The following is a 24,842-nucleotide window of genomic DNA, read 5'->3' as shown; positions in this document are numbered from 1 at the left end:
CGAGCATCGCAGGCGGCTGGCCGCCCGCGAATGCATCAAGCGTCAGGCCGGCTTCTTCTTGACGCCGCCGAGCTTGCGCGTGATGTAGTACTGCTGCGCGATCGACAGCACGTTGTTCACGACGTAGTACAGCACGAGGCCAGCCGGGAAGAAGAAGAACATCACCGAGAACGCGATCGGCATGAACTTCATCATCTTCGCCTGGACCGGGTCCGGCGGCGTCGGGTTCAGGCTCGTCTGCACGAACATCGACACGGCCATCAGCACCGGCAGGATGAAGAACGGATCGCGCTGCGACAGGTCGTGAATCCACAGAATCCACGGCGCGCCGCGCATTTCGACCGACGCGAGCAGCACCCAGTACAGCGAGATGAACACCGGGATCTGGATCACGACCGGCAGGCAGCCGCCGAACGGATTGACCTTCTCGGTCTTGTACAGCTCCATCAGCGCGGCGTTCATCTTCTGCGGATCGCTCTTGAAGCGTTCGCGCAGCGCCTGCATGCGCGGCGTGATTTCCTTCATGCGCGCCATCGATTTGTAGCTCGCAGCCGACAGCGGGAAGAACACGGCCTTGATCAGCACCGTCAGCAGCACGATCGCCCAGCCCCAGTTGCCGACGTAGCTGTGGATCTTCTCGAGCAGCCAGAACAGCGGCTTCGCGATGATCGTCACCCAACCGTAGTCCTTCACGAGCTCCAGGCCCGGCGCGATGCCTTCGAGCATGCGCTCTTCTTCCGGACCGGCGAACAGGCGCGCCTGCACGTCGGCCGACTGGCCCGGCGCGATCGCGGCGACCGGCTGCTTCACGCCGACGCGATACAGCGTCGGATCGATCTTTTCAGCGTAGATGTCGCGCTTCGCGCCCTGCTGCGGAATCCAGGCCGACGCGAAGTAGTGCTGCACCATCGCAACCCAGCCGTTGTCGGCGGCCTTCTCGAAGTTCGCCTTGTTCTTGTCGAGGTCGCTGAAGTCGATCTTCTGGAAGTGCTTCGCGTCCGTATAGACCGCCGGCCCGAGGAACGTATGCGAGAACATCGGCGTTTCGACGGCCGTGTTGTCGCGCACCAGTTCCATGTAGACCGTCGGCGTGACGGGCGCCGTGCCGACGTTGTCGATCTTGGTGTCGACGCCGATCACGTAGCTGCCGCGCGTGAACGTGTAGGTCTTCACGACCTTCACGCCGCCCTTCACCGGCGATTCGAACGACAGCTTCAGCGTGTTCTGGTCGCCCGTCAGCGACGTCGAGCCGGGGTTCAGCTGCGTGTAGACGTCGTTGTGGTTCGGGAAATCGCCGCCGAGCAGGCCCGTGCGTGCGAGATACGTGTGGCCGGCCGTGTGGTCGAACAGCGTGATGTACAGGTCGGGCTGCTTGCCGTCGCCCTGCTTCTTCAGCGTCAGCTTCGCGAGCGTGCCGCCGCGCGTGTCGATTTCGCCGTCGTACACGTCGGTCGAGAACTTCACGAGCTGCGCCTGCGCGGCCGGGGCCGTCGTCGACGGTGCGGCGCCGGCTGCGGCGGCCGGCACGTCACCTGCGGTCTTCGTCGCGCCCGTGCCCGATGCGCCGCCGGCAGCAGCCGGGGCCGTCTGCGTGGCGCTCGGGAAGAACATCGACGGGCGTCCATGGTCCCGCTGCCAGTTGTCGTACAGCATGACAGCTGACATGAAGAAGATCACCCATAGGACGGTGCGTTTGATATCCATGCGTTGTCTCAGAGTCGATGGGACCGCGCGTCGGCTTCGCCGCGAGCGCGAGTGTCGGAGTTGGGCGGCGGGACGAGGTCGACGCCGCCCGCGGAAAACGGGTGGCATCGGCACACGCGCCTGACGGCGAGATACGTGCCGCGCGCGGCGCCATGATACTGGATTGCCTCGCGCGCGTAATCCGAACAGGAAGGATAAAAACGGCAACGGTTGCCGAGCATCGGGCTCACGGCAACCTTGTAGAAGCGCAGCAAGGCGATCAATACCGTTTCCATACCTTGGGCGGCGCCGTACGACGCCGCGTCAAAACCGGCCGGGCGGGCGCGAACGCCGCGCCGGGCACGGATGCGTCACTCGGACGCGGGCTTCGACGCACGGCGCGCGATTTCCCGGACTGCCCTGTCGAGCAGTTCGCGGATCTCGGCCGCGCACATCGCCGCGAGCGGGGCGGAGGCCGCGCTCGGCAGCGCTTTCTTGTCGAAGCGCGTGTGCTGCCGCAGCAGCAGGTCGTAACCGGCGAATTCGGCCCGGCGCAGGCGAAACTGATCGCGCGCCAGCCGCTTCACGAGGTTACGGGTAACCGCTCGCGGCGCATACTTCTTGCCGATGACGAGCCCCAGACGTGCAGGCTGACCGGTCGGCTTGCCGTAGATCACGAAGTGCGCGGAGCGCCGCCAGGGGCGCAAACGAAAAACGGATGAAAATTCATCCGTTTTCAGAAGTCGCGCAGCTTTCGGGAAGGCGGCTTTCGTCTGCGACGGATTCGCACCCGGCTCGACGGCACCTTCCGCAGGACTGCGGACGGCGGACACAGCGCGCAACCTGCCTTAGATGGCGAGGCGCTTGCGGCCCTTCGCGCGGCGAGCGTTGATGACCTTGCGGCCACCTGCCGTCTTCATGCGGACACGGAAGCCATGGGTGCGCTTGCGGCGCGTCACGGACGGTTGGTAAGTACGTTTCATGATGTTCTCACTTGTTCGAGAATGTCGAAATTCAGGGGACCGCGTGCCCTTAACCGGAGGCATTCGGGCGAACGCAATCGCCGGGAATACAGGATTGGTTTTCGCGGAACCCGCTATTTAAACCGTTTTTCCGTTGACGGTCAATACTTTACGAGTCGCTCACCTGTGCCGGGCCGCTCCGATCCGGCCCCGCGACCCACAAACCCAGCCTGTGGATAAGTCCCGCTGTGGCCGCGTTTGGCGTTAGAATCTCGCCTTATCTCCAAGAATCCCGCACGCCGCTTCGGCTCGCGCCTGCCCCTCCACGACTGTGACGCAGGCGTCCGAGGCACGCTCGCACGACCGCTTCGGGCCTTGTTGCGCGACCGCGACAAGGGCGCCGGCGAGCCGCGCTGTGCACGCAAAAAACGACAGTTACTTGATGAACGATTTCTGGCAACACTGTTCCGCACTGCTGGAGCGCGAGCTGACGCCCCAGCAGTACGTGACGTGGATCAAACCCTTGGCCCCGGTGGCCTTCGATGCGTCGGCGAACACGCTGTCCATCGCCGCGCCGAACCGCTTCAAGCTGGACTGGGTCAAGAGCCAGTTTTCGGGCCGGATCTCCGATCTGGCCCGGGATTTCTGGAATGCGCCGATCGAAGTCCAGTTCGTCCTCGATCCGAAGGCCGGCATGCGCAGCGCCCCCGCGGGCGTCGCGCCGGCCGCCCCGCGTGCGCCGCTGGCCCCGAGCGGCCCGGCGGCGACGGTCGCCGCGATCGCCGCCAACCTGACCGCGAATGCTTCCGCTGCGCCCGCCGCGCCGGCCGACGTGCCGATGACGCCGTCGGCGGCCGCCGCGCACCACCTGAACGCCGACGACGCCGACATCGACCTGCCGAGCCTGCCCGCACACGAAGCGGCAGCCGGCCGCCGCACGTGGCGGCCGGGCCCAGGCGCCGCACCCGCGAACGGCGGCGAAGCCGATTCGATGTACGAACGTTCGAAGCTGAACCCGGTGCTCACGTTCGACAATTTCGTGACCGGCAAGGCGAACCAGCTCGCGCGCGCCGCCGCGATCCAGGTCGCGGACAACCCGGGCATCTCGTACAACCCGCTGTTCCTGTACGGCGGCGTCGGCCTCGGCAAGACCCACCTGATCCACGCGATCGGCAACCAGCTGCTGCTCGACAAGGCCGGCGCGCGAATCCGCTACATCCACGCCGAGCAATACGTGTCGGACGTGGTGAAGGCGTACCAGCGCAAGGCGTTCGACGACTTCAAGCGCTACTACCATTCGCTCGACCTGCTGCTGATCGACGATATCCAGTTCTTCTCCGGCAAGTCGCGCACGCAAGAGGAATTCTTCTACGCGTTCGAGGCGCTGGTCGCGAACAAGGCGCAGGTGATCATCACCAGCGACACGTATCCGAAGGAAATCTCGGGCATCGACGATCGCCTGATCTCGCGCTTCGACTCGGGCCTCACCGTCGCGATCGAGCCGCCCGAGCTGGAAATGCGCGTCGCGATCCTGATGCGCAAGGCGCAGTCGGAGGGCGTGAACCTGTCGGAAGACGTCGCGTTCTTCGTCGCGAAGCATCTGCGCTCGAACGTGCGCGAGCTCGAAGGCGCGCTGCGCAAGATCCTCGCGTATTCGAAGTTCCACGGCCGCGAGATCTCGATCGAGCTGACCAAGGAAGCGCTGAAGGACCTGCTGACCGTGCAGAACCGGCAGATTTCGGTCGAGAACATCCAGAAGACCGTCGCCGACTTCTACAACATCAAGGTCGCGGATATGTATTCGAAGAAGCGCCCCGCGAACATCGCGCGGCCGCGGCAGATTGCGATGTACCTGGCGAAGGAACTCACGCAGAAGAGCCTGCCGGAAATCGGCGAGCTGTTCGGCGGGCGCGATCACACCACCGTGCTGCACGCGGTGCGCAAGATCGCCGACGAGCGCAGCAAGGACGCGCAGCTCAACCACGAGCTGCACGTGCTGGAACAGACGCTGAAGGGCTGAGCGCGCGCGCCGCGCTTGATAATTCGGCCTCCGCCCCAATTTAAGGGGGGCGGTTCGGTTTTGAGGCACAATACTGGTTTGACCGCCCCGGTGGTGGCGGGCCAAGAGCCCGGCCGGCGGGGCGCTGCGAGGCTGCTGCGCTGCAGGCCGTTACTCAACGAAGGAACTCTATGCAACTGGTCAAGACCGAACGAGACACCCTCCTCAGGCCGCTGCAAACGGTCAGCGGCATCGTCGAACGCCGCCATACGTTGCCGATCCTCGCCAACCTGCTGATCACCAAGAACGGCCCGGACGTTTCATTCCTGTCGACCGACCTGGAGCTGCAGATCACCACGCGCGCCGATTTCGGCGTCGGCGGCGACCAGGTCGCGACCACCGTCGCGGCGCGCAAGCTGCTCGACATCCTGCGCGCGATGCCTGACGGCCAGGTCACGCTGTCGCTCGCCGACAAGCGCCTCACCGTTCAATCGGGCAAGAGCCGTTTCGCACTGCAGACGCTGGCGGCCGACGAGTTCCCGACCGTCGCGCAGGCGAAGGATTTCGGCGCCACGCTCACCGTCCCGCAGAAGTCGTTCCGCCAGTTGCTCGGCATGGTGCACTTCGCGATGGCGCAGCAGGACATCCGCTACTACCTGAACGGCATGCTGCTCGTCGTCGACGGCGACCAGCTGATGGCCGTGGCCACCGACGGCCACCGCCTCGCGTTCTCGTCGATGAAGCTCGAAGGCGGCACGTTCGGCCGCCAGGAAGTCATCGTGCCGCGCAAGACGATTCTCGAGCTGCAGCGCCTGCTCGAAGACATCGACGACACCGTCACCATCGACATCGCGCAAACCCAGGCCAAGTTTACGTTCGGCCAGGTCGAGCTCGTGTCGAAACTCGTCGAGGGCAAGTTCCCCGACTTCCAGCGCGTGATCCCGAAGGCGCACAAGAACACGTTCGAGATCGGCCGTGAAGAGCTGCAGCGTTCGCTGCAACGCGCGGCAATCCTGACCTCGGACAAGTTCAAGGGCGTGCGCTGCATCATCGCGCCGGGCCAGTTGAAGATCATGTCGACCAACGCCGACCAGGAAGAGGCGCAGGAAGAACTGGAAATCGCCTACCAGGGCGATACCGTCGACATCGGCTTCAACGTCACGTATCTGCTCGACGTGCTCGCGAACCTGAAGGTCGACACCGTGCAGGTGAGCCTCGGCGACGCCAGCTCAAGCGCGCTGATTACCGTGCCCGAGAACGACGAGTTCAAGTATGTCGTGATGCCGATGCGCATCTGACGCGCACGACATCAAGACACACACCAGGGGGCGGCAAGCCCCTTTGGCGTTTTTATGGCGAACCGACAACCCGTCCCTTTGGTGCCCTAACGGCGCCTAGGACGGGCCAGGAAAACTGGAGCGGCCCGGCGTTTTCGCAAGAAAACGCACCGCGCCGCCGCTTGAGTGGCCTCGCAGAACCGGAAGATATCCATGAGTGAACAGCACAATTCGCAACCCGATAACAGCAGCTACGGCGCCTCGTCGATCCAGATCCTCGAAGGTCTGGAAGCGGTGCGCAAGCGCCCCGGGATGTACATCGGCGACACGTCGGACGGCACCGGTCTGCACCACCTCGTGTTCGAGGTGCTCGACAACTCGATCGACGAAGCGTTGGCCGGGTATTGCAACGACATCCACGTGACGATTCACGCCGACAACTCGATTTCCGTGACCGACAACGGCCGCGGGATTCCGACCGACGTGAAGATGAACGACAAGCACGAGCCGAAGCGCAGTGCCGCCGAGATCGTGATGACCGAGCTGCATGCCGGCGGCAAGTTCGACCAGAACAGCTACAAGGTGTCCGGCGGCCTGCACGGTGTGGGCGTGTCGTGCGTGAACGCGCTGTCGAGCTGGCTGCGCCTCACCGTGCGCCGCGACGGCAAGAAGCGGTTCATGGAGTTCCATCGCGGGGTTGCGCAGGATCGCGTGCTCGAAGTGGTGGACGGCGTGGAAGTGTCGCCGATGCTCGTGACCGGTGACACCGAGAACCGCGGCACCGAAGTGCACTTCATGGCCGATCCGACCATTTTCGGAACGGTCGAGTATCACTACGACATCCTCGCGAAGCGGATGCGCGAGCTTTCGTTCCTGAACAACGGTGTGCGGATTCGTCTCACCGATCTTCGTTCGGGCAAGGAAGACGATTTCGCGTTCGCCGGCGGGGTGAAGGGCTTCGTCGAGTACATCAACAAGACGAAGACCAACCTTCACCCGACCGTTTTCTTCGCCAACGGCGAGAAGGACGGCGTGGGCGTCGAAGTCGCGATGCAGTGGAACGACAGCTACAACGAGAACGTGCTGTGCTTCACGAACAACATTCCGCAGCGCGACGGCGGCACGCACCTGACCGGCCTGCGGGCCGCGATGACGCGCGTCATCAACAAGTACATCACCGACAACGAAATCGCGAAGAAGGCGAAGGTCGAGACGACCGGCGACGACATGCGCGAAGGGCTGTCGTGCGTGCTCTCCGTGAAGGTGCCGGAGCCGAAGTTCAGCTCGCAGACGAAGGACAAGCTGGTTTCTTCCGAGGTTCGTGCGCCGGTTGAGGAAGTTGTGGCGAAGGCGCTCGAAGAGTTCCTGCTGGAGACGCCGATCGACGCGAAAATCATCTGCGGGAAGATCGTCGAAGCTGCTCGGGCGCGGGATGCGGCGCGGAAGGCGCGTGAGATGACGCGCCGCAAGGGCGTGCTCGACGGCGTCGGCCTGCCGGGCAAGCTCGCGGACTGCCAGGAGAAAGACCCGGCGAAGTGCGAAATCTACATCGTCGAGGGTGACTCGGCAGGTGGGTCGGCCAAGCAAGGGCGCGATCGCAAGTTCCAGGCGATCCTGCCGCTGCGCGGCAAGGTGCTGAACGTCGAGAAGGCACGCTACGACAAGCTGCTGTCGTCGGAGCAAATCGTCACGCTCGTGACCGCGCTTGGCTGCGGCATCGGCAAGGAAGACTACAACCTCGAGAAGCTCCGCTATCACCGCATCATCATCATGACCGACGCGGACGTCGACGGTGCGCACATCCGGACGCTGCTGCTCACGTTCCTGTATCGCCAGATGCCGGACATGATCGAGCGCGGGTACGTGTATATCGCGCAGCCGCCGCTTTACAAGATCAAGGCGGGCAAGGACGAGCGGTATCTGAAGGACGACGTGGAGCTCAACGCGCATATGCTGCGGTTGGCGCTGCAAGGGTCGGAGCTGGTGCCGGGTGAGAATGCGGCGGCGATTTCGGGTGATGCGCTTGGGGAGCTGGCAAGATCGTATCTGCTGTCGCAGAGCGTGATCGATCGGTTGAGCCGGTTGTATGATCCGGCCGCGCTGGAAGCGGTTATGGATGGCGTGGTGATCGATCTTTCCAATGAGGAGTCGACGGAGGCTTCGGCTAAGGCGCTGCACGCTGCATTGCATGATGAAGCGCTGAAGAACGAAGTGCGGGTTGTGCCTTCGTATGACGCGGTTCGCGAACAGCGGGCGCTGCATGTCGAGCGGACGCATCACGGCAACGTGCGGGTCTCGGTCATCGACCAGGAATTCCAGCATACGGCGGATTATCAGCAGCTCGTGACGACGGCGAATACGTTCAAGGGACTGATTGGGGAAGGGGCGGTCATCAAGCGCGGCGAGCGCAGCATGGCCGTGGCGGACTTCAAGAGCGCGATGAAGTGGCTGCTGGCGGATGCTGAACGCAACGTCTCCAAACAACGCTATAAGGGGCTCGGCGAGATGAACCCCGAGCAGCTGTGGGAAACGACGATGGATCCGGCAGTGCGGCGCCTGCTGCGGGTGCAGATCGAAGACGCGATTGCTGCGGATGGGATCTTTACTACCCTCATGGGGGATGATGTCGAGCCGCGGCGGGCGTTTATCGAGTCGAACGCGTTGCGGGCGGGGAATATTGACGTTTAACCCAGGCTCTAAGTAACGTCATAGCCCGAGAAAACCAGACCCATAAGTCGAGAGATTTATGGGTCTTTTTTCTAAGAGCCCGACCCCACACTCACCAGATGAAGAAGTAATATTCTCGACGTCCGCGACATATTTGTATCGGGATGCTCAACGAATCAAGGGATGCTTGTTTTCAGAACACGCATACAACGATGGCAAAAGAGAAGAAAGACATCGCTTCAATATTTCGCTACATGGGGCCTGCATTAGACGCGCTCAGAGCGCTTGGCGGGTCCGGTACGCCGGACGAAGTTGTGGAGCGCATTACTCAATATCTCAATATTTCAGACGAGGCGCAGAACGAAATTCTGTCCTTTTCGGTTCAACGCACCAACTAATGCCGTCTATTCACGGCTCGGGGACTGAGTCTCAAAGAGGAGGCCGTAAGAACGTAGACTAGATCAAATCGCTCTTAATAATCTGCCGATGGAACCTCTTCACGAAGAACAAGCTCATCCGCTGATTGCAGTGCATAGGCGCTGGGCCATGTACGCACTGCAACAACTTGCGCTGCATGACCTTTCCCTCACACCGACGCTTTTCGAGAAAGGCCTCAAATTTCTCGTCGTGATTGGAGACGTCGGCACGCGTCTTGCCGAGATTGCGGAACATTTTGACCACTATATTCGTCCGGCTAGTGCTGACGTCTCAGTCGTAGAGAGCGCGCCACCTGAATTCACTCAAGTACAAGTAGCGACGACCATTCAGGAAGACATGTGGTCGACTTATAGCCCCCTGTCAGTCAGTCACACCAACCAAATGCTGGCGCTTATATCGGGGCAGGTGCCAAGAGGCGGGATTGACTATATCCATGAGACACGCAGGTGGCAATTTCGGCACTTCGGCATCGATGACGCGGGTCGACAGGCAGTGCGGGACGCATGCGCTACCCTGGGCATCCAAGATGAGATTGAGTTTGTTGAGCAAACGGCTCCGCCCTCTTCAGAGCAGAAAGCTCCACAAATGGCGCGCGATGCTTTTGAGGTTGGCACCCGACATGCGGTGCCATCCACGAGTCATAAAATCCGTCTCCTGGTCGAGCGCGACGAAGACACGTGGCGCACCTTTATCGCGAAGCGTGGCGACAAAAACGTTCTGGCCGAGAGAGCTTGCTCCACTCCGCATCGCTTCGCGTGTCTTTACGACACGCGCGATGAGAGTCCAGTGCAACTCGCTGAACTGCTCACATTGTATGACGTCGTCAACATCGTACCTGGCGAGGATTTGACGTGGATGAGCCGTCACCGCCTAACGCTATCGGAGCTGGAAGTAATGGCGGCGTCCGGGCGCGTAAGACTTGTGCTGCCTGCATCTATGAGTCGATACCCGGAAAGCGTCATTCTGGCGGCCACCGCGCAGTCAGACGACGGAGTTGTGCTCAGCCGAGATCTCGCGATGCACGTTGTGCGGAACGGGGAAAGAAAGGATCCGTTGCTGTACGGTCCATTTTCGACTGGTGAGCGAACGGCTGTCTTGCGCCTTCTGCATCAAAGTGCAACGCAAGAGGCATTTAAGGCGCTTGTTTCCACATACTCGTCCTCCCTGACACAACATGGCTTAGAGTACGCCGTGCGAGGAGCCAACGCGGCATATCGAATTGGCTTTGGTGCCTTTCTCGGAGAAGTGCTCTATCGGCTTCGCGGGATAGATGCACGGCTCGAGATGTCGGTGGTCGGTGCTGCGATGGAGTGGTCGATGGGTTTAGGCGCAGCATACGTGCCGCGGCAAATGGGAGGATTCGACGAAACACATAACGCATCGATTATTGCTAGCCATGTCAGTCGAAGTCGTCATATCCCGCAGGAACCATTGGCAAACCGAATGCATACGGTTGTCGAGGGACTGCTAGCCGTAACGGATATTCCGCCAATAGAAGTGGCCAAAAATTTCGGCTCGAGTTCCGTGTCTCGATTTCGTCAAGTAGCTATGGGGTTGGTCAGTGGACCAGCGAACGGTGATGAACTAAGGAGCTTGGTGGCAAAGCTCAATGACGAGGTACGTGCGTTCGAGCGTCGGCGGAATTTTCTCGTCAAGTGGCAGGCGGATGCCGTCGTCATGAGCTTGGTGACAAAATTGGCAACTGACGCGCTTGATGCCAAGTTCGGGTCATGGACTTCGTGGTTTGCTTCGGTGGGCGCAGGCTATCTTTATAGCGCGGTGAAGAACTCGAGGGCGTTCGCGGCTGCGAGCGAAGTGTCGCAAGAGCTTGTGGACACCTTTGTCGGCCTGACTTTAGCGCCCTCGAACGACGCCGTGGTGATGTGGCGAGCTCGGGAGAACTTGAGGAAATAGTCTGTTAAGAACTCGATGTTACCAGTCTAACCTCGTACTCTAACTGCAGTTCGGACCAAAACCGAGGCCAAGCCACAAGCTGTCGGCTCCACAAATTAATTGACACACCTCTATTTTTTATCATCGACAAGCAAGCTTATTTCATGAACAAGAAAAAGAAGAAGGCAACGATGTCCAATCGCCAGAAAGAAGCAATTGGCATGAGAGTTGTTCAGCAAATTACCCGCGAATCTTGGGATTGTGGCTGGCAAGAACTGGACGCGAGAAATGATAACGGCATTGACGGCGTCATTATCATGCGCAAGCGTGGGAAGGAGACCGGAGGGATCGTATTCACCCAAGTCAAATGCGGGGGAGATGGATACCGTAAGGACCAGAAACAGCACCCCGATAAAATTGGCGTTAGCTTGGGAAAAGATTACGTTCGCGAGCATTATCCTCGATGGAGTTCCACCGTTGGTCCATCGGTTATCGTATTTATTGACGATACGATAGATCCTATATCGCCTCCCGCTTGGTGGGCCGATTTGAAGGACCCGTCGACATACTCGCAAACAAACGGCGGCATGCTGCTTGTCCCTAAGAAACAGAGATTTGGTGCGCACTCGAAGGGTGATTTTCACCGCTTGTGCGGGACCGGTCCTATCGACAAAATTTTACCGATAATCGAACTAACCCGAGACGAACTCGTAATACCGGGGCGTACGCAAACGCTCATTCACGCTGCTCGCGGATTTTATAAGACTTGGTCTCAAAGCAGTTATCCGACTCAACATCCAACTCTCGGCCAAATACTTATTAATCGCGTAGGCTGGCGCCACATCACTCGGCAAAAACGATTGAAGGAGCGTGTATTCCAAAGTCTCAATCTATTGAGCGCCGCAAAGCGAATTGTCGCCGAAATCGCTGAAGTTGATATGTTAGGTCGACCCGAGGTTAAGGACATCGAGGGTGGCGCGATGAAAATCACCGACCACCTTGGTCTGCGAGCAATAGTTATTTTTCCACACCGGCATCAATCAGTTGTTCAGGTTGTGCTACGGCGTGAGCGGATTATTAGCAAATTGTCTACGTCAGAACCGGCTCAACGGATATGGTTCCTGTCTGTATATGAACTTAGACGAGGAATAAATCAGAATTAGTGTGCGCTGGCCGAGCCGGTCGAGAACTAACGAAATCCCAGTTACAAGGAGAAGTCCAAATTCTCCTAGGTCATCCGAGGGGAATCTGGACTTCCCGTCGGACCTTTTACTTTTGGAGTCTGACACGCAATAACTCTCCACAAAAGCTACAGCTGCGCACGGTTGGATTATATCACTACCGCCGTTCGCCTACCACGCGGCGCGGAGCGAAAAATCGTTCCTCAACCTTTCGAAATCGTATGGTTCCTGTAGCGCTGCGTGGCTTTGATGAATAAGACCGTTGATTCGGAACGTGTGTGAGAGAGTGAAAAGCGCTCAGCAGGCGACGCAGCGGCAATCCAATTCATTGCTGGGCTCCAGGGTCGCAGCTCATGTGCTGCCGCTGCCATCGGCGCCAGCGTTCCCTCTTGGCATGGCGGTGCCGAGCTATCGCGTTGATTCGAAACCGCAAACGCGTATGAAAAACGTGCCACATGCCATGCGGCGACGTGCGATGCTCGTGGCGTGCTCGCCACTCCGAACAATCTACAGCATGACTCTAAAAGGAGAGTGCGCAGGCCGTGCGGTCAACCCGCTTGGACTTGCCGGACGTCGATGAAGAGGCACTCGTGCCGGGGCGAGCATTCCAGTCTAACGAATTCCATCACAAGTCCGGCTAGTCCAATTATTTCGATTCGGTCGGTCCTAGCGGACGGATCGAATTCGTTAGCAAGTGCTTGATTCTTAAGCGTGCGCGGTCTAGCAAATTCGGGATCCCTGCAGTCGAATGTCACTATAGGTGAAAAAAACGACATAAAAGCTGAAAACTGAATACGCATTAAGTGAAAATTTCCGAAAAAATTTGGTGCTCGTCATGAGCCTTTTTGGACGGAAATTTTCTCCGAGTATATGCAAAACCAACGCGTCGGAGCTCAGATGTGATGATCAATCCGATCCCCGCTTAGCGGTCTACGCTGAGTGGGGATTGTTCTTTTGAGAGACTATCATCAATCTGCTTCGTTGATCGGCACCGATCTGGGTAAACATTGCTTCCCCCCGGATACGCGGCATGCGTTTGGCAGGATGGTGTTTGACAAGAAGCTCATGCGTGGCCAGATGTTCACGCAGCTGAGCAATGTTCCATGCTACGTGATGGTAGTTTACGCGGATACAGATTGGTTGGGTTGCTCGCACGCTCCAGAGCCTCGGTCACCACACCAAGCTAAATCCCCACGCCTGTAAGGCAATAAGATTATGGGGCGCGAAGATAGTAACGATGAAATTACATCATGTGTCACTTCCCCATTTCGGCTGCAGACTTTGCCTTGATACGCCTGACAATGTCCTTTATCACACATAGGTGACGTTATGACAGAGGATGAAATCCGCCTGCGGCTGGACCTACTGGACCAGCTAGTTGGCAGCATGCATAACCAAATTGATGCTATGGCGGCACGCGAGGCCGCTGCGACCGTTGCGCGGTATCCCATTCCATATTCGAACCGAGCGCTAACTGACGCGAAGAATCGGCTTATCGTGCGTTCGAGCGAACTGATTGAGCGAATGCAAGAACTGCATAAGCAGCTGGTCGGTGGATAAGACGGTCCTTGCCCATCGGGCCGTTGCCACAATGCCGGCGCTGGTCGCGATGGCTGGAGAGCGCGGGAGCGCACGTTCTTCGCGTCGGTAATCCGTAACCCGCATACGCGCCTATGAGTGCGGTTACGCGAGAAGGGCGGCAAGCCGCTCGCCCTGCCCCGGCATCACACGCTCGAGGCGTGCTACATGCCTACCTCGAGGAGACCAGGATATTCGGGGAAACGTTCAAAGTGTGTTCGCAGCGGCAAACGTTCGCACCCCACGATTGCACGCATAGGAGCAGCGATTCGACAGCATCGTCGTTGAGTGTCATGTCTGCCGATGCTCCCAGGAGCTGACAAGCACACAGATGGTGATTTTCCGTGTGGCAACTGTGTATTGCCGATCGGCGAAGGTATACATCCAAAATTATCCCGAATTGGGATAACCCAATTTAGGATATAGCATCTTCACAATGGTGAAATCCCTTCATTCTCCCAGCTATGTGTTGTTTCGGCAGCTTTTGAGTAAAGCCCGCGAAGATGCAGGTCTTACTCAAACGGAAGTCGCTGCGCGGCTTCGTCGCCCTCAATCCTTTGTCGCCAAGTATGAAGGGGGGGAGCGTCGGCTGGACGTCGTGGAGTTCATCGAGGTCTGTGCGGTTCTAGGCGTTGAACCGAACAGCATTATCACCCCACTTCGTAAAGAGAAGAATAATTGAACACCCAAGAAGTCATCGGTCTAGCGCGGGCGTACCTTCAAGGCTTGGTGGGACATGAGTTCGACGTTTTGGATGTTGCAAGACCAGTGTCGCCGGAAGCAGCCGTTAATTTGGCCAAGATCGTTTCGAAGTTGTCGCCGATGGTCGGCAACCTTATCGAGTTCAATACATGCGAGTATCTGAACGATCAGGAAGGTTTTTCAGCATTTGGTCGCTGGCAGCGACAGGATCCAGGTTTTCCCGACACCATCTTTGCAGGGGCGGTCAGCCCAACGCCAGGCTTTGAAATCAAGGCTTGGTTTCCGCTTGCTACCGAAATCACTGCGAGATTCAAGGACAGCCAGAACCATTTCGTGCAGGACCAAACCTACGTGGCAATGCTGGCGTGGCTGCCGGAATTTCTTATTTTCGGGAAACCGAAGATCATTGACATTGTTGTAATGTCCGGTGCATCAGTTGCGCGAGCTCGGGATTTGCACTACCACAATCCGCCCGACTATTTGGTACTGGAACCGGGGGATACGACGGCGCGAACGATAAATTTGCAACAGACAAACACGAATGGATATAAATTTCAAGGAACCGCAGCGGAGGCTCGCGAAGCCCAATCAATTGTTGCTTCGTGGGGGATTGGCGGTTCAACGTATTTGCCGACACCAGAGTACCAGGCACGGTTGCGCGAACTGACCTCGCGCTTCTCATATCGGCTCGATACGAATTTTGCAAAAATGGACCGTATCGATCACGCCGAGATCGAGACGTTTAAGCGCCGGGTCCATGAAACAGTGTTCCATGGTAGAACAATTGGAGATTGGAACTGGCTGCTGTCTAAAGGGTCGGATCTTGCGATCCGACGCGAACTAGAACGCCATTTTGATATTAGGGACGTTGGAGAGCCTGTAGTCGAGTGACGACTAAAACAGGTCCGTCTGCGTAAAACGGTGTATACCCAACTGATAGTACGTTGGGTCGATTTCACCTGCATACGCACGACGGCCCATTTGCTTTGCAGCGAGTGAGGCCGAGAACAAGCCACCGAACGGCTCCCATACCACGTGTCCCGGATCGCTCGACGCTTCAATGATCATTCGCATCAAGTCAAGCGGCTTCTGGTTCAGGTGGGCCGCCTTACCGCTGATTTCAGGTACCCGAATACGCTCGGCACCCTTTAGCGGATTGCGTTCCCACACATTGGTCACGCCCATAGGGCAATGGAACGTGGTTCGCATTTTGGCCCACTCGTCTTGAGTCATCGGTCGCAGACCATCGCGCGAAAAGTACGGCAGACCTGACGGATCGCCATGCTCGTTCGCGTAAGCCGCCATCTTTGCGAACATTTCTGGCGGGGGGTAGTACCACAAGTGACCTTGATCGAGGTACTTGCGCACTGCAACATCGGCCACGCCACACGCGACGTTTGCCTTTTTGAAAGCAAGACCGGTACGTTTCCACTCCCTGTAAAGCCAGCGTTGGAGTGTCAAGCCATCGACGCGAGGCTCAAAAACATATTGAACACACATTTCCGTGACCACCGGGAAACGCCTGATTTTCGCAGTGTTCACGTTTCCAGCAATGTGAGCCTTACCCTTGTTCCAAATGTTAGCGTTTACATAACGCCAGCCGTGGCGCTCTAGCACCGGATGTACGGCCGCCCAGCCGATTTCCGAGTTCCAGAACCAAAGCGTTGTCTGCGCGGTAGCTCGCTCGCTCCACGCCTTCACGTGTGGCTCGTACCAATCCGGCATGGCCAAATGGTCGGACGTGTCGCCTTCAAATCCTAAGATTCCGTAGGCACCGTCGGACACGATGACTTGTGGTGCGTCCCAACTCGCGTACTGATGGAGGCTGTCCCCCAAGCATAGTGTCACGGAGTCATCGACCCATCGATTGGCCGCGGGAATGGTGGGCAACGTGACAGCTTTTCCACGCCCAACCGTACTGGTCGGCGTCTTCTTCTTGGGTTCGATCGTACTTTCAGACATTAGTGAGTATCCCGTTTTGGGATATTTTAGATCCGTTCGGAGTTCTGGGGCAAGCCCAATCGGTATGCGATAGGAATGCTGAGAGGATAGCAAAGAAACTCAAGGATTCGAACTGGCTGTTTGGCCATCTTTGGACTGTTGCCTCGCCTCCGCGTCTCGTCTACGAGTCGGGCGGGCGAAACCCGATTGCGCACCGTTGGAAAGCGCATCCATCACGAAATCGATTGACCACACCTCGTTGGGTGCGCCCGGCAATGCCAGTTGCTCGCGTTCAATCATGACGCCGTGGCGCTTGCGACGGCGCCGCACAGCCAGCCCTGCCTCACGGTACAGGCGGTAGATGCGCTTGTGATTGGCATGCGTGCCTTCGCGTTCCACCAGGGCGTGCAATCGGCGGTAGCCGAATCGACGACGTTCGTGCGCCAACTCCACCAGACGCGCCGCTAGCACCTCATTCTCGTGGTCCGGCTTCGCGTCGTAATGCAGCACGCTGCGAGAAAGCCCGACAAGCCGGCAGGCACGGCGCTGAGAGATGTTGACCTTCTCCCGAATCGCCGACACTGCTTCGCGTTTGGCTTGCGGGCTCAGGGCTTTCCCTTGACGGCGACCTTCAACGCTTCCATATCGAGCATTGCTTCGGCCAACAGTTTCTTCAGCCGGGCATTCTCCACCTCAAGGTCCTTGAGCCGGCGGGCTTCCGAGACTTCCATGCCGCCGAACTTCGCGCGCCAGGTGTAGAACGACGCGTCACTGAACCCGTGCTTCCTGCACAGTTCCTTGACCGGCATACCGGCCTCGGCTTCCTTCAGAAAGCCAATGATTTGCTCTTCCGAAAAGCGCTTCTTCGTGTTCGTCTTCTCCGAAAACGAACTTTACTAGGTTCCGGCTGGCCCTGTTTGCTGGGGGCAGGTCAGTCGGGGGCTGTATGTCGAATCGCCAAACTCATTCCACTCTTCGATGCTCAAGTAGGTGTCGGTCTACGATCGTCGCCTGATCCGTAATGTGACAATCTGAGACATTCCCCTATCTCGAAAGACCAAGCGCGCCCCCACGCGCCGACAGCGTGCCCTCTACGCTGGCACAAATATCCGCCTCAAAGAAGCCCTCGCCCCATTTCATCCAGCGGTTCGAACGGCTTGCCGCCTAGTTTCATCTTGGTGCAAATTCCCCTTTCCGGTTTCGACGACGACCACGTTTATATCCGGGTCGTTCGAGTCCACATTTAAGTTTGCATTCCTTAGTACATGTCCAAAATCACGCCGCATTGATTGGGACATGTCAGAAGACAAATACGCGATGACAACATGACCGTCCTCGCCTCCGCCGCCGTGCGGGGAACCTGAGAGAAAGGGAGAATAACCTTGTTGGCCAGACCACCGACACCTGGAAAATTCACATCCCGCAGTCTTGTCGACGCCTTCCGCCGAGGCCTCCTGCAGCATGAACGACTGCTGAAGCTGGATACGCCTCTCGGTACAAACAAGCTGATTCCACTCCGCGCAACGGGATGGGCAAAGATCGGCCGCGACTACCGATGGACTGTCGACGTCGCATCAACCCGCAACGACATCGCACTGCTCTCGCTGATGCACCAGCCGGTCACACTCTGGATTCAGCAAGCAAGCGCACCTTTCACAAGCTCGACGTACCGTCCGATCCACGGCTTCGTCCATCGCGCCGGAATCCTGGGCGGCGACGGCGATCTCGCCGTCTACCAGATCGAGTTCGCATCGGCCCTTTTCTTCCTCGGCCACGCACGCGACGATCACTACTGGATGGAAAAGGATGCACGCGAGATCCTGCTCGACGTGCTCAACCGTTATCCGCAGCTTCGCGGCTGCGTCCGCCTGGACGTCACAAACTCCCCGCGAGTACGGTCGTATTGCCGGCAAGCAGACTCCGACTTGAACTTCGTTCACCGGATACTCGAAGACGAAGGCTGGTACTGCTACTGGGAGCACATGGAAGTCCGACAAGGCGAGCAGCCAGCGACGATGCTGGTCATTGTCGATCGCCTGTCGTCGCTACCCGAGGCGAGGTCGGTGAAATATTGCCGTGATGACACCGGCAACGAAGCGGACGGCCTGACGCAATGGTCCACTCACCAAACTCTCCAAAGCGTTCGTTACACGTCGCGGTCGTTCGATTACAAAGGTTCGCATCACGACTTCGATTCATCGAGCGACCTTGCATCGACAACGTACGAGGTTGACGAAGGTCGCTACCGCACGACGCGTCGCATTCCGTCCGCACCGATGGAGATTTTCGAGTCGACGTCATACGGCTACGCCGATCTTGACGCCGGCAACCAGCGAGCTCGACTTCGAACAGAAGCATGGGATTCGCTGGCCCATCGCTACACAGGAACGGGCGGCCTGCGCTGGATCGATGCGGGTACGCGCTTCGTCCTGAACAATCACCCGAGGCACATCGCGATCGCACCGCACAATCGTGAATTCGTCACGATTGAAGCGCGTTGGTACATCGAGAACAACATTCCGATCGGACAGCAGACCGATGCCTTTCCCAGCAGCCTCCAGCAGACGATCGCCAATACGAAAACCAAGCACGGCCCTCGCTTCGACTCTCGGCCACACTTCAGCGACGGAGAAGTCGGATTCTTCGTCGTCGAGATAGAAGCGCAGCCCACGGCGGTCCAGTATCGCAGCCCGTTTGAACACCCCAAGCCGGCGATACACATCGAACATGCGCACGTTGTTGCGCCCGAGGGCGAGGAAGCGTGGTCCGACCCACTGAACCGGATCCGCGTGCGCCATGTATGGGATCGTCAAAGTCCGTCCGGCGCCTTCAGCACGTCACCGCTGTTGCTGTCGCTGCAAGCCGACACGGGTAATGCATATGGCGCGGTGCATGTCCCGCGCGCTGGCGAATGGGTGGCGATCGGGCACTGGGGCGGCGACTGCGATCGTCCGTTCGTGCTGGGCCGCCTCAACGGTGCGACAACGCCACCACCCTGGCATACGAACGTGCTGCTCTCAGGGTTCCAATCGAAGGGGTTCGGCAAGACAGGCGCCTACAACTCGTTGGTCCATGACGACGCAACGAATCAAGGCAGTACACGACTAACCACCTTCACGGGCAAGCACTATAGCCTGTTTCATCAGGGTTACCTGATTCGCCAGGACGGCAACACGCGGGGCCGCTACCTCGGCATGGGATTCGTACTGCACACCGACGACTACGGTGCAGTACGAGCGAATCGAGGCCTCCATCTGACCACGCATGCGAAATCGATCGATAGTGACCAACTCGACGTTACCGAAGCACGAGATCAGCTGACCCGCGCCGGCATGCTGCTTGAGTCGTTGTCGCATGCGAGCGCGACGGCGCAGGCTGAATCGCTACAGGCGGGTCGCGACGACTTCGAAGCAATCGCACAAGCCACTCAACAAGCAGAGTCCGGCCAGACCTCCGGCGGTCGAACGAATGGCGGCGGCCTGGGCGAAGCGAACGGCTTTGCATCACCGCTGATCGTCATGTCCAGCCCCGCAGGAATCGCGGCCACGACGCAGCAATCGACACAAATCGCAGCGGACAAGCACATCAATTTTGTCAGTGGCGAACATACCCACATCGCGACGGGCAAGTCGCTGATCGCAGCCGCTGTCGAGAAAATCAGTCTGTATGTCCAGAAAGCGGGTATGAAGTTGTTCGCAGCGAAGGGCCGGGTCGAGATCGAAGCGCAAAGCGACGCTATGCGGCTCTACGCGGATCTCGATCTTGCAATCACCAGCAATCGCGGCTGCATTTCCATCGAAGGCAAGAAGGAGCTGCTGCTGAAGTGCGGCGGTTCATACATTCGCATCACGGCCGACGGCATCGAAGAGGGCACGCTCGGTGCCCGAACGAGCAAGGCTGCGTCGTTCAGCCGGCTCGGGCCAGGTTCGCTCGCTGAGCACATGAACGAACGACCGCATACCGCGTTCAACGATCCCTACGTTCTGCGCCACAAGATCACCGGGGAAGTCCTCAAGAACCATCCATACGAAATCGTGCGCGGCGATGGAACGGTCATTAAGGGCACGACGGACGAATCCGGGCAGACCACCGTACAGAAAAACGTCGATATCGAATCGCTACTGATTCGAGTGTTGCCGTTCCCTCGCGACGGCGCCGGATAGCGGCGCGTCCAAATTAGAACGCGAACTCGCCCTTCATCGATCGACCATCGTTTACTCCTGATAATCGCATGAGCAATCCCGCAAGCAACACCACCGACAAGAAGGCAAAAGTCGTCGTCATCCAGGCGCAGCACGAACGTGGAGGCGGTTCGTCTGCACGAGTGACGCTGACACCCCACTCGAACACCTGCACGAAGCAGATCGACTGCGATCCACGGCAGCCGATCCCGGTGATCTTCATTCCCGGCGTCATGGGATCCTTGCTACTCGACCAGAACACCGGCAACGAAATATGGAGCCCACCGAATAGCATCGCCGAGTCCCTGGCTTTCGCTGCTTCCGGGTACTTCGCAAATGCTGCGGAGCGCCAGATACGTTACGACCCATATGCGGCCATGGTCTCGGCCTTCGGAGACGTCAGCACGGACGGGTGCGACGTTTCAGTAGAGGAGGCGCGGCGCCGAGGCTGGGGATCCGTGCACCGCGGAAGCTACCACTCAACCTTCGCGTGGCTCGAACGCGAACTGAATAACCCGGCCGACTCAGGCAAGCTGCTCGGGGCTTGGGCATCGGGCGACCCGAAGGGTGAGACATTCACGCTGAATCCGGTCATCGGCACCTCACCGAAGTTATACGGCGCACACGGCGCGACTGCTGACGTGATTCACGCCACGTCCGACGAGTTCAGGAAATTCTGCCAGTTTCGCTATCCCGTCTACGCAATCGGCTACAACTGGCTTCAGTCGAATCTCGATTCGGCTCGGGATGTGGTCGAAGGCATCGACTGCGTCGACAAGAAGCGCAACAAGAAGGCTCGGCTTATGGGCATCCGGGAAATCTGCGAAGAGAACAAGGTGAAGAAGGCGATCGTCATTACACATTCGATGGGCGGGCTTGTCACGCGAATGGCGTCGGTGATCGCTGGGCATGCCGACCTGATGTACGGGGTGATTCACGGCGCGCAGCCGGCTACGGGTGCACCGCTTGCAGCACGGCGATTCCGGGCCGGGGCACAAACAGAAAACACGGTCATCAATCAGGTGCTGGCGGGACGAAATGGTCTCGAGTTCACGGCCGTGACGGCGAATGCGCCCGGGCCTTTGGAGCTCTTGCCGATGCCCGACTATCACAACTACGAGCCGTGGTGGATCGTATGTAATCTAAAACGTGACCCGATCCTAAAACTCCCTAAACCTGGCAACACGCTCTCGTTGTATACGTCGCAGGCGTGGTACGGGCTAGTGCCCGATCAGTCGGACTCTGTCCTCGACCCGGCCGGTGTTGTCAGGAAGCGGCTATCGGATACCAATCGCAAAAAATCTCTTCAGGAGAACTTCGTCGAGACGATTACCGATGTGGTTTTACGTCAAAAACAGCTCGTCAATAAATATCATCCGAACACCTACGCCTTCTACGGGAACGGCCCTCTCCAAGAGACCTCGGAAAGCTCGTCATCGGACGCCAACCTCTCGCCCCAACCCAAGCGTCGGGAGGTTTCCGAACCTGGTGGAAAACTGCTCACATTCGGCAAGATCCTATGGCGAGGCCCCTTCCCAGCAGGCACAACCGAAGACGACCTACTTCGTGCTCAGTTCCTGAGTGATAACCGCAGGGGCCAAATTCGCATCCGCATCAAAGATCAGACGTACACGATAGAAGCGGAGTTGGCGACACCCAACTCTGCTGCTGAGCGTGGATTGATTTTCGGTGATGGCACCGTCCCATTCTGGTCAGGCGAATCGGTCGCTCGCGGACTGAAAGAAGGGGTTCCGGGTGGCAAGGCCGAGGGCGTACATATCGCATTCGATCAAAGGGGCCTTGGTCATCAAGAATGTTTCAAACATCCGTGGGCCAGGTGGGCCACGTTGTACAGCGTCGTCAAGATCGCAGAGCGTATCGAGGCACGGGGATGAGCGTATTGACTCGAGTCAGAAAAGTGCTCCTGATCTCGGCAACAACCATTCTTCTGGGGCTGACCGCTTGTGCGAAAAACAATCCTTCGGAGTACGTTATGACTACACCCGTGATGCACGATACCCGTCCCTGGTGTATCGGTCGCTTCGCTCTCGATCTCCCGAGTGATATCGCCGTGTACAACCAACAATTCAAGTACATGGATTACACGATCGAGACCACTCGAAACATTTCCAGGAACACGTTTCTGCAGCAGGTTGACGCAAGAGAGAAGGAGCTGAAAACGACGCTCAGAATGGATATGACGCAAGCCACAGGAACAACAAACAACGTTTGGCTTAAGGAAGCGATCCGCCCGAACGACGACACGCGGCTCTTCATTTTCAGAAAGGCAGACACAACATCTATCGATATTCCGTACAAGGCTGAGGGCTACGCTTGGTCCAGCGATACCCTGTTCACGCTGAAAACCCTCATCGGCGCTCGATACGACGACTCGAATCTTCAAGTCGCGAATCAGATTCTTCGTCACATCGGCCCACGACAGGACTGGGAGATTCCCGTAGACGGAGCGTTTTGCTTCAACGGCGGTGCAATAAGCGGCAAGCCATTTCGCGGCTTCGATGCCACGCTATCCGTGGGGCTCTTACCCGGCACCCCGTCAACCTTCGTCGTCAAGCTGCGCGAGTCGGTCGATGTCGATCAAAAGGCATCGCTACTCGACGGGCTTCCAGCGTTCGAGATCCAGCTGAAATCTCTCCTGGGCCGCTACAAGATCCTGAGGAAAGGCAAACGCCAGTTCGCTGGCATGGAGGCGGAAGAACTGCTGATCGCCATCAGTGAGGACGGCGTGCAGAAGTACCACTTCTATCTGCTGGCCCCGGGCGTCGAATACGACCTCTCGAAACCTCACACGGCGATTCAACTGCTTTTCGGTGCGGCGCCCGACTCGATCACATCAGCCGCCCAGGCAACCTCTCCTGTCAACGAAGCACAAGCGATTCAAGCATGGGACGCGGTGCTGAACAGCTTCCATTATCGCGGCCCCCGGCCAGGTGAAGCGGAGGCAACCAAGTGAGGCGCTATGACATCGTGAAGGGCGATACCACGACCGCGGGCGGCTTGATTCAGGGAGGCGACGGCAACGACTTGATCGGCGCGAGCGAACAGGCTTACGAGGGCGATCCGGTCTCGTGCCCCGCGTGCAAGACGGTGGGCAAGATCGTATGTGATGGGCCTCGCATCCCCACCACCGGACCAGACGGACGGCAGGCGGCACTGAATGACGACTTATGCGTGTGCCAGTGTTCACCGTCACCGCGCTTGATTGCTTCGCAGGTCTCGTCGTTCATCGACATCTAAGCCTATGCCGTAATTTCTTGCGGCGAAAACTCAAGAAGCTATGCCGTTTGGCCATCCCTCGAATTTTTCATATTTCGAGATGCCCAGTTAGGTAGACTCAAACGGCGTCACCGCAAAAAGCGCGGGCCGCATGGGCTGCCACCCATACGACCCGCTAACCACCACCAACTCAGTAGAGGAGTCGGAAATGGCTAACGCCAATCATAAGTCACGTCCCCCGGTAACGGAACGCTTCGTCACCGTCCAAGAGTCAGCACGCCATCATTCCTTGTCTAGAGTTCTCCGTGCCATCCGAGCGCACCGGAAGCTGAACACGACGTACTTCCCGTGGATCAAATTGGCTGGAGTATGGCTTGAGGACGCGGGATTCGAGGCTGGAGAACGCGTCCGGATTACCGTCGAGGACAAGCGACTCATCATCACGCCGATGTGATCGGCGCATTGCCCATGGCGGGCATCGCAAGTCACTATCTGCCTGAAAGCTCGGTGGCCGATACTCAGCACCGTTAGTAACTGTGACAAGCGGGGATCGTTCTGCAATTGCAGCGGACCGGATACTCGGGTCCGCCGCCGTGGAGCGCTTTCAGCGTGAGCTGCAAGCCACGCCCGGTGCACTGAACATTTCCATCGCCGAAATGCAAAAACCCCCGCCTTTCGGGCGGGGGTTTCTGGCTAAGGGAGCCTGACGATTACCTACTTTCACACGGGAATCCGCACTATCATCGGCGTAGAGTCGTTTCACGGTCCTGTTCGGGATGGGAAGGGGTGGGACCGACTCGCTATGGTCATCAGGCAAAGGGGGTTGTCGCGTTGCTTCGCAGCGCGACCAATCTTGGAAGAAGCAGTAATTTAGGTGGGTTGTGAGGTTGTATCTCACACATACGCGGTAGTTCAACCGTCGTACGTCGAATGCCTCGCACTCGACGCTCGATGTCCGTAAGCGCTAAAGCGCTAACGGGCATCGAGACAGACTTGTTATAGGATCAAGCCTTACGGGCAATTAGTATCAGTTAGCTGAACGCATTACTGCGCTTACACACCTGACCTATCAACGTCCTGGTCTCGAACGACCCTTCAAGGGG

General features: G+C 58.4%; 18 protein-coding genes, 2 rRNA genes and 1 pseudogene. 13 read left to right on the top strand and 8 right to left on the bottom strand.

All coding sequences use genetic code 11. The features are described from left to right. Positions 1-42: 42 nt before the first annotated feature. The 4 genes from yidC to rpmH form a co-directional block, all read right to left on the bottom strand. Positions 43-1,704, bottom strand: coding sequence for a membrane protein insertase YidC (gene yidC, locus HWX76_RS28230; protein WP_050018235.1), 1,662 nt, complete (start codon positions 1,702-1,704; stop codon positions 43-45). Between the two features lie 8 nt (positions 1,705-1,712). Further along, positions 1,713-1,979 (bottom strand): membrane protein insertion efficiency factor YidD, encoded by a 267-nt coding sequence (gene yidD / locus HWX76_RS28225; RefSeq protein WP_040142602.1) that lies wholly within the window; start codon positions 1,977-1,979, stop codon positions 1,713-1,715. A 75-nt stretch (positions 1,980-2,054) separates the two neighbouring features. Beyond that, on the bottom strand, positions 2,055-2,516 hold the full coding sequence (gene rnpA, locus HWX76_RS28220) for a ribonuclease P protein component (protein ID WP_006489941.1): 462 nt from the start codon (positions 2,514-2,516) through the stop codon (positions 2,055-2,057). 15 nt (positions 2,517-2,531) lie between these two features. Continuing rightward, positions 2,532-2,666 (bottom strand): 50S ribosomal protein L34, encoded by a 135-nt coding sequence (rpmH, locus tag HWX76_RS28215; RefSeq protein WP_004198824.1) that lies wholly within the window; start codon positions 2,664-2,666, stop codon positions 2,532-2,534. Positions 2,667-3,087: 421 nt separating this feature from the next. On the opposite strand from rpmH, the gene dnaA reads away from it, so the two are divergent. The 8 genes from dnaA to HWX76_RS28175 all read left to right on the top strand — a co-directional run bounded on the left by dnaA (position 3,088) and on the right by HWX76_RS28175 (position 15,271). Continuing rightward, complete coding sequence (gene dnaA / locus HWX76_RS28210; RefSeq protein WP_050018234.1) at positions 3,088-4,665, top strand: chromosomal replication initiator protein DnaA; 1,578 nt, start codon at positions 3,088-3,090, stop codon at positions 4,663-4,665. A gap of 170 nt (positions 4,666-4,835) precedes the next feature. Continuing rightward, positions 4,836-5,942, top strand: a complete 1,107-nt coding sequence (dnaN, locus tag HWX76_RS28205; RefSeq protein WP_006756934.1) for a DNA polymerase III subunit beta — start codon at positions 4,836-4,838, stop codon at positions 5,940-5,942. 192 nt (positions 5,943-6,134) lie between these two features. Beyond that, positions 6,135-8,609 carry a DNA topoisomerase (ATP-hydrolyzing) subunit B gene (gene gyrB, locus HWX76_RS28200; protein ID WP_175809898.1) on the top strand — a complete coding sequence of 825 codons (2,475 nt, stop codon included), beginning with the start codon at positions 6,135-6,137 and terminating at the stop codon, positions 8,607-8,609. A gap of 191 nt (positions 8,610-8,800) precedes the next feature. Beyond that, on the top strand, positions 8,801-8,986 hold the full coding sequence (locus tag HWX76_RS28195; RefSeq protein WP_176016687.1) for a hypothetical protein: 186 nt from the start codon (positions 8,801-8,803) through the stop codon (positions 8,984-8,986). Positions 8,987-9,134: 148 nt separating this feature from the next. Next, positions 9,135-10,940: a hypothetical protein gene (locus HWX76_RS28190; protein WP_176016686.1), complete on the top strand. Its 1,806-nt coding sequence runs from the start codon at positions 9,135-9,137 to the stop codon at positions 10,938-10,940. 143 nt (positions 10,941-11,083) lie between these two features. Then, entirely contained in the window at positions 11,084-12,082 is a 999-nt protein-coding gene (locus HWX76_RS28185; protein WP_176016685.1) for a DUF4365 domain-containing protein, read from the top strand. Positions 12,083-14,114: 2,032 nt separating this feature from the next. Continuing rightward, the gene (locus HWX76_RS28180; RefSeq protein ID WP_176016684.1) at positions 14,115-14,360 is read left to right on the top strand and encodes a helix-turn-helix transcriptional regulator; all 246 of its coding nucleotides are present in this window, start codon (positions 14,115-14,117) and stop codon (positions 14,358-14,360) included. After that, positions 14,357-15,271, top strand: a complete 915-nt coding sequence (locus HWX76_RS28175) for a hypothetical protein (RefSeq protein ID WP_176016683.1) — start codon at positions 14,357-14,359, stop codon at positions 15,269-15,271. The genes HWX76_RS28180 and HWX76_RS28175 overlap by 4 nt, the downstream gene beginning before the upstream one ends. Positions 15,272-15,274: 3 nt before the next feature. On the opposite strand, the gene HWX76_RS28170 is transcribed toward HWX76_RS28175, so the two are convergent. Both HWX76_RS28170 and HWX76_RS28165 read right to left on the bottom strand, forming a co-directional pair. Further along, positions 15,275-16,342, bottom strand: coding sequence for a DNA methyltransferase (locus tag HWX76_RS28170; RefSeq protein ID WP_176016682.1), 1,068 nt, complete (start codon positions 16,340-16,342; stop codon positions 15,275-15,277). Between the two features lie 192 nt (positions 16,343-16,534). After that, positions 16,535-17,130 (bottom strand): annotated as a pseudogene (locus HWX76_RS28165) (transposase); the annotation flags it as partial. A 573-nt stretch (positions 17,131-17,703) separates the two neighbouring features. On the opposite strand from HWX76_RS28165, the gene tssI reads away from it, so the two are divergent. The 5 genes from tssI (at position 17,704) to HWX76_RS28140 (ending at position 24,193) form a co-directional block, all read left to right on the top strand. Then, on the top strand, positions 17,704-20,484 hold the full coding sequence (gene tssI, locus HWX76_RS28160) for a type VI secretion system tip protein TssI/VgrG (RefSeq protein ID WP_176016681.1): 2,781 nt from the start codon (positions 17,704-17,706) through the stop codon (positions 20,482-20,484). Between the two features lie 68 nt (positions 20,485-20,552). Continuing rightward, positions 20,553-22,397 (top strand): hypothetical protein, encoded by a 1,845-nt coding sequence (locus HWX76_RS28155; protein WP_244138025.1) that lies wholly within the window; start codon positions 20,553-20,555, stop codon positions 22,395-22,397. Continuing rightward, positions 22,394-23,476 carry a T6SS immunity protein Tli4 family protein gene (locus HWX76_RS28150; RefSeq protein WP_244138024.1) on the top strand — a complete coding sequence of 361 codons (1,083 nt, stop codon included), beginning with the start codon at positions 22,394-22,396 and terminating at the stop codon, positions 23,474-23,476. Before HWX76_RS28155 ends, HWX76_RS28150 begins: the two co-directional genes overlap by 4 nt. Next, a complete protein-coding gene (locus HWX76_RS28145) occupies positions 23,473-23,760 on the top strand; it encodes a PAAR domain-containing protein (RefSeq protein ID WP_176016680.1) in 288 nt (95 codons plus the stop codon). Before HWX76_RS28150 ends, HWX76_RS28145 begins: the two co-directional genes overlap by 4 nt. 130 nt (positions 23,761-23,890) lie before the next feature. Next, a complete protein-coding gene (locus HWX76_RS28140) occupies positions 23,891-24,193 on the top strand; it encodes a SymE family type I addiction module toxin (RefSeq protein ID WP_347880202.1) in 303 nt (100 codons plus the stop codon). Positions 24,194-24,440: 247 nt separating this feature from the next. Here the strand turns inward: HWX76_RS28140 and rrf are convergent. Next, a 5S ribosomal RNA gene (gene rrf / locus HWX76_RS28135) occupies positions 24,441-24,553 on the bottom strand. A gap of 186 nt (positions 24,554-24,739) precedes the next feature. Continuing rightward, positions 24,740-24,842 (bottom strand): 23S ribosomal RNA (locus HWX76_RS28130); the annotation flags it as partial.

Origin of the sequence: Burkholderia sp. BCC0398, assembly GCF_902833245.1 — a bacterium.
Taxonomy (GTDB): Bacteria; Pseudomonadota; Gammaproteobacteria; order Burkholderiales; family Burkholderiaceae; genus Burkholderia; species Burkholderia sola.
Note: the sequence above shows the minus strand (reverse complement) of the source record. Positions and strands in the feature narration are given on the sequence as shown.